The organism is Klebsiella sp. EMBS2024, from assembly GCF_036233805.1.
Lineage (GTDB): Bacteria > Pseudomonadota > Gammaproteobacteria > Enterobacterales > Enterobacteriaceae > Klebsiella > Klebsiella pneumoniae.
In genome coordinates this window covers 4,032,275-4,038,106 of the sequence record NZ_JAZARW010000001.1, presented here as the reverse complement: position 1 = coordinate 4,038,106, position 5,832 = coordinate 4,032,275, and the positions used below count along the sequence as shown (strand labels likewise).

The window sequence follows — 5,832 nt, the reverse complement described above, 5'->3', positions numbered from 1 at the left end:
TAGCGGGTCAGAGCAACGATCCCTAACGTGAGGCCGGCTACCGCGGCCGCACCCCCGGCGATTGCGCCTGCGGTTTCCCAGTTGTCTTCTGTTGTGCCTTTCATACAGGTATTGGTATGGACTAAGCGGCCTTGCGAGTCATAAACCGGTACGCAGGGAGAGTCATGGGCACAGCCTGCCAGCAGAGAGGCCAGCAGCGCCACGATTAAATACTTTTTCATGATATTACCTCTGGATAATCCGCTGGGTTGTACTGAAAGCCAGTGCAGAACGGAATGGCTTATTTTATCACCGCGAATTGTCCGGGCCGGAGGCCGAAATCATCTCAATATATGAGCCGCGTAAATATCGTGAAGATAAGCCCGGGAATATGCAGAAAAGATGGAGAGAAAGATTGTGATTCAGCGATGCTGCGTGCGATGGCGGTTGCCAGACTGTGGCGCGTTTAGCTGGCTGCCAATATTGCATGCGAAAAAAAGCGCCCGCAAGGGGCGCCTTCAAGACATAGCCGAGTTATTCAGCGTGCCGGGTAAAGCGTCGTCTAACGACCACGAAGAACACCGGAACAAAGAAGATTGCCAGCAGCGTCGCGGTCAGCATCCCGCCCATCACGCCGGTGCCAACCGCATTCTGCGCCCCGCTGCCGGCACCATGGCTAATCACCAGCGGCATGACCCCGAGAATAAAGGCCAGAGAGGTCATCAGAATAGGCCGCAGGCGCATCCGCGATGCCTCCAGCGTGGCCTCAATGATCCCTTTCCCTTCTTTCTCCATCAGATCCTTGGCGAACTCGACGATCAGGATCGCATTCTTGGCCGACAAACCGATCGTGGTCAAGAGTCCGACCTGGAAGTAAACGTCATTATTTAGCCCACGCAGCGTGGCGGCTAACAGCGCGCCAATGACCCCCAGCGGAACCACTAACATGACTGAGAAGGGGATCGACCAGCTCTCATACAGCGCCGCCAGACACAGGAAGACGACGATCAGCGAGATGGCATAGAGCGCAGGCGCCTGGTTGCCGGAGAGCCGTTCCTGGTAAGACATCCCGGTCCAGTCATAACCGATGCCGCTCGGCAGTTTACTGGCCAGCGTTTCCATCAGCGCCATGGCTTCCCCGGTACTTTTGCCTGGCGAAGCTTCACCGAGGATCTCCATAGATGGCAACCCGTTGTAGCGCTCCAGGCGCGGCGAGCCATATATCCAGCGTGAAGTGACAAAGGCGGAGAACGGCACCATTTCGCCGTTGGCGCTACGAACATACATGTTGTTAATGTCGCTCGGCAGCATACGGAAGTGGGCATCAGCCTGAACGTACACTTTTTTCACGCGGCCGCGGTCAATAAAGTCATTGACGTAGTATCCGCCCAGCGCGGCTGATATCGTTTCATTGATATCGGAGAGCGATACGCCCAGCGCCTGCGCTTTTTCCTGATCGACATCCAGTTTGAACTGAGGGGTATCTTCCAGCCCATTAGGGCGTACCCGAACCAGCTGATCCGGATGCTGTTTCACCATGCCCAGCAGTTGATTGCGCGCCTGGGTCAGAGCGGTATGACCGAGTCCGCCCTGGTCGATCAGTTCAAAGTCGAAGCCGGTGGCGGTACCCAGCTCAATAATGGCTGGCATGTTGAACGGGAAAACCATGGCGTCTTTGATCTGGCTAAAGGCTACGGTGGCCCGCTTGATGATGGACTCCACGCTGTTTTCATCGCCGCTGCGCGCTTCCCAGGGCTTCAGGCTGACAAACGCCATACCGGAGTTTTGTCCCTGGCCGCTGAAGCTGAAGCCGTTAACGGTAAAGACGCTTTCGACGTTGGCCTTCTCGTTATGCAGGTAGTAGTCGGTCACCGTATCCAGGACCTTCTGCGTGCGCTCTTGGGTAGCACCGGACGGCAGCTGGATCATGGTCAGGAAGACGCCCTGGTCTTCGTCGGGCAGAAAGGACGTGGGCAAGCGCATGAACAGCACGGCCATCCCCACGACGATCAGCAGGTAGATCACCAGATAACGGCCAGTTCCACGTAAAATACCGCTGACGCTGTTGGTATAGTGGTTAACGCTCTGGTCGAAGCGGGCGTTAAACCAGCCGAAAAATCCTTTTTTCTCATGGTGTTCAGCTGAGGCTGGCTTCAACAACGTGGCGCAGAGCGCCGGAGTCAGTACCAGCGCAACCAGCACGGAGAGCGCCATGGCGGAGACGATGGTGATTGAAAACTGACGATAAATCGCGCCGGTTGAGCCGCCGAAAAAGGCCATCGGGACAAATACTGCGGAGAGCACCATGGCGATACCCACCAGCGCTCCCTGGATCTGCGACATAGATTTTTCCGTCGCTTCTTTTGGCGAGAGCTTCTCCTCAAACATCACACGTTCGACGTTTTCCACTACTACGATAGCGTCATCGACCAGCAGACCTATCGCCAACACCATGCCAAACATTGTCAGCGTGTTGATGGAGTAGCCAAACATCGACAATACCGCGAAGGTTCCCAACAGCACCACGGGTACGGCAATGGTTGGAATGAGCGTTGCGCGCATGTTCTGCAGGAACAGATACATGACAAGAAAGACGAGAATAATTGCTTCAAAAAGCGTTTTGACCACTTCGTGAATGGAGATTTTGACGAAAGGGGTCGTATCATACGGATAAACCACCTTCATCCCCTGAGGGAAGTAGGGCTGCAGCTCGGCCAGCTTCGCTTTAATCGCGGTGGCGGTATCCAGGGCGTTGGCGCCGGTCGCAAGCTTAATACCCAGACCAGAGGCAGGTTTACCGTTAATTCTGGCGACAACGTTATAGTTCTCTCCCCCCAGCTCAATGCGGGCGACGTCTTTCAGATGGACGACAGAGCCATCGGCGTTGACCCGCAGCGTGACCTTGCCAAACTCCTGCGGATCTTTGAGCCGCGTCTGAGCGATGATTGACGCGTTCAACTGCTGGCCTTTCAGCGCTGGCGTACCGCCGAGCTGACCCGCGGCGATCTGATCGTTCTGGACCTGCAGCGCATTGATGACGTCCACCGGCGTCAGGTTGTATTTATTCAGCAGGTTGCCATCCAGCCAGACGCGCATAGCGTACTGCGCGCCGAACAGCTGCACATCGCCCACGCCGTTGAGGCGGCTAATAGGATCTTTGACATTGGAGGCAACATAGTCAGAAATATCGTCCTGGGTGGTGGTCGGGTTATCAGAGATAAAGCCGGCGACCAACAGGAAGCTGCTACTGGATTTCTCGACGCTAATCCCCTGCTGCTGTACTTCCTGGGGCAGCAGCGGCGTGGCCAGCTGCAGTTTGTTTTGCACCTGTACCTGGGCAATATCGGGATCGGTACCCGATTTAAAGGTGAGCGTAATGGTTACCGAACCGGCAGAGTCGCTGGTCGACGACATATACATCAGATTGTCGATGCCGTTCATATTCTGCTCGATAACCTGAGTGACCGTATCCTGTACGGTCTGGGCATCTGCACCGGGGTAGGTGGCGGAGATCGCTACCGCAGGAGGGGCGATTGTCGGGTACTGAGCTATCGGCAGCTGCAGGATGGCCAGGCCGCCGGCAATCATCATAATGATAGCCAGCACCCAGGCGAAGACCGGTCGATGAATAAAAAACTTAGACATGGCTGGGTATCCTTATTGCACGGCCGGCGCCGCACGCTCCACTTCCGCTTTGACAGTGACGCCTGGACGGACTTTCTGTAAGCCGCTGACAATCACTTTATCGCCCGGCTTCAGCCCACTGGTGATAAGCCACTTATCGCCAACGGCCTGAGTCGCGACCACTTCCCGGGTTTCAACCTGGTTTTTGTCATTCACCAGCATCACGGAGGCATCACCACGCGGCGTGCGGGTCACCCCTTGCTGCGGTACCAGGATAGCCTGCGGATCGACGCCTTCGTCTATGCGGGCACGGACGAACATCCCCGGCAGCAGGACATGCTGCGGGTTAGGGAAGATAGCGCGCAGAGTAATTGAGCCCGTACTTTCATCAACAGTGACGTCAGAAAACTGCAGTGAACCTTTGAGCGGATAGGCCTGGCCGTTCTCCATGACCAGCTCAACGCTTTTGGTATCACCGCCGCGCTGCAGGCTTTCCTGCTTAAGGCGCATGAAGTCATTACTGGACTCCGTCACGTCGACATAGATGGGATCGAGCTGCTGGACGGTAGCCAGGGCATCCGACTGGCCGTTGGTGACCAGCGCCCCTTCGGTGACGCTCGATTTACCGATGCGCCCGCTAATGGGGGAGGTTACTTTGGTGTAGGCCAGGTTGATACGGGCCGTTTCCACGGCAGCTTTGGTGGCGATGACATCGGCATCGGCCTGGCGGGCGGTGGCCACTGCCTGATCGTATTCCTGCTGGCTGATATATTTAGTACCCAGCAGTGGAACGTAGCGTTTCACCGTCAAATGGGCGATAGCGGCCGCGGCTTCGGCTTTGGCCTCATCGCCTTTGGCGCTGTTCCACGCCGCCTGGTAGGTCGCCGGATCGATCTGATAGAGCGACTGGCCTGCTTCGACATCACTTCCTTCAACAAAGTTACGCTTCAGAATGATACCGCTCACCTGGGGGCGGACTTCCGCTACGCGAAAAGCAGAGGTTCGGCCCGGCAGTTCGGTGGTGACTGATAGCGGCGCGCTGTTCACGACATGGACCGTAACCTGCGGCGCCTGCGCATGGGGTTGCTGGTTGTCAGAATTATCGCAACCGGTTAGCAATAAGGCCGAGATAATTAAACCGGATAAAAGTGTCACTCTGGCGTGAGTCGTCATGGCGGTTCCTTATAGATTACGTACCCAATCAGGCGGCGAATCTGTGAAAGAAAGAGGGAATCAAAAAGCAGTTTGCCATCCTACAAATAAACGCCGTTGGATGTAAGAGATACTTATTTTTAAGCAATCAGCAAGGCACGCAAAAACAAAAAAATGGTCACTGTAGTATTGCGATTTATCGCAATTGTAAAAGTTGATAAATAGACATTATTTCAGTGAATGTATTTTCCGGTGATATTCACTTGAATAATTAATTCTCTTTTCGCATCAGGATTAACTTGTCTGCATTTTTGCTAAATAATACTTCATGGCAAATGCTAGATTAATTCTAATTAAGAATATCCTATATTATCTGCTTATCGGGAAGTGGGGCCTTGTATGGCAAGAAAAACAAAAGAAGAGGCGCAGCGCACGCGGCAGCTCCTGATTGAGTCCGCAATCCAGCAGTTCGCCCTGCGCGGAGTAACCAATACCACCCTGACGGATATCGCCGATGCGGCGGGAGTGACTCGCGGCGCGGTGTACTGGCATTTTGCCAGTAAGACGGAGCTGTTTAATGAAATGTGGCAGCAGCAGCCGCCGCTTAGAGATTTGATTCAGCCCAGTCAGGCCATAGAGTACGAACAGGAACCGTTAAATGCTTTACGCGAGCGGTTTATTGCAGGCCTGCGCTATATTGCTGCGAATCCTCGACAGCGCGCTCTGATGCAAATTCTTTATCAGCGCTGTGAGTTTTCCAGTGATATGCTTTCGGAATACGAAATTCGCCAACGTATTGGTTTTAATTATTCACTCATTGGCGGCATCCTGCAGTGCTGCGTGCGTAACAATATATTGCCAGCCGAAACAAACATTGAGGTGATATTAATTGTTTTACACAGTGCTTTTTCCGGGCTGATTAAAAACTGGCTGCTCGATCCGCAACGCTTCGATCTTTATCAGCAGGCGCCTGCGCTGGTGGATAATATAATGGCGGTGGTCTGTGCTGCGCGTTTATCGGGAGGGCCTGCGCTACGGCTGGTGAATTAGTAATGAGTTCTGTTGGCGCAGATAATA

Annotated in this window: 4 protein-coding genes; 1 reads left to right on the top strand and 3 read right to left on the bottom strand. The window is 54.3% G+C overall.

Features of this window, described 5'->3' with window-relative positions:
• The 3 genes from VZP09_RS18390 to VZP09_RS18380 all read right to left on the bottom strand — a co-directional run.
• The coding region (locus tag VZP09_RS18390; protein WP_002919103.1) for a membrane protein at positions 1 to 221 on the bottom strand (221 nt) is incomplete at its 3' end.
• 292 nt (positions 222 to 513) lie between these two features.
• Positions 514 to 3,624 carry an efflux RND transporter permease subunit gene (locus VZP09_RS18385; RefSeq protein ID WP_032439018.1) on the bottom strand — a complete coding sequence of 1,037 codons (3,111 nt, stop codon included), beginning with the start codon at positions 3,622 to 3,624 and terminating at the stop codon, positions 514 to 516.
• Positions 3,625 to 3,636: 12 nt separating this feature from the next.
• Positions 3,637 to 4,776, bottom strand: coding sequence for an efflux RND transporter periplasmic adaptor subunit (locus VZP09_RS18380; protein ID WP_004211699.1), 1,140 nt, complete (start codon positions 4,774 to 4,776; stop codon positions 3,637 to 3,639).
• A 378-nt stretch (positions 4,777 to 5,154) separates the two neighbouring features.
• Here VZP09_RS18380 and envR point away from each other — a divergent pair, with 378 nt between their 5' ends.
• Positions 5,155 to 5,805: an acrEF/envCD operon transcriptional regulator gene (envR, locus tag VZP09_RS18375; protein ID WP_282308155.1), complete on the top strand. Its 651-nt coding sequence runs from the start codon at positions 5,155 to 5,157 to the stop codon at positions 5,803 to 5,805.
• Positions 5,806 to 5,832: the final 27 nt, after the last annotated feature.

Coding starts and splice junctions, on each gene's coding strand:
- VZP09_RS18385 (WP_032439018.1), bottom strand. CDS start 3,624: ATGTCTAAGTTTTTTATTCATCGACCGGTCTTCGCCTGGGTGCTGGCT.
- VZP09_RS18380 (WP_004211699.1), bottom strand. CDS start 4,776: ATGACGACTCACGCCAGAGTGACACTTTTATCCGGTTTAATTATCTCG.
- envR (WP_282308155.1), top strand. CDS start 5,155: ATGGCAAGAAAAACAAAAGAAGAGGCGCAGCGCACGCGGCAGCTCCTG.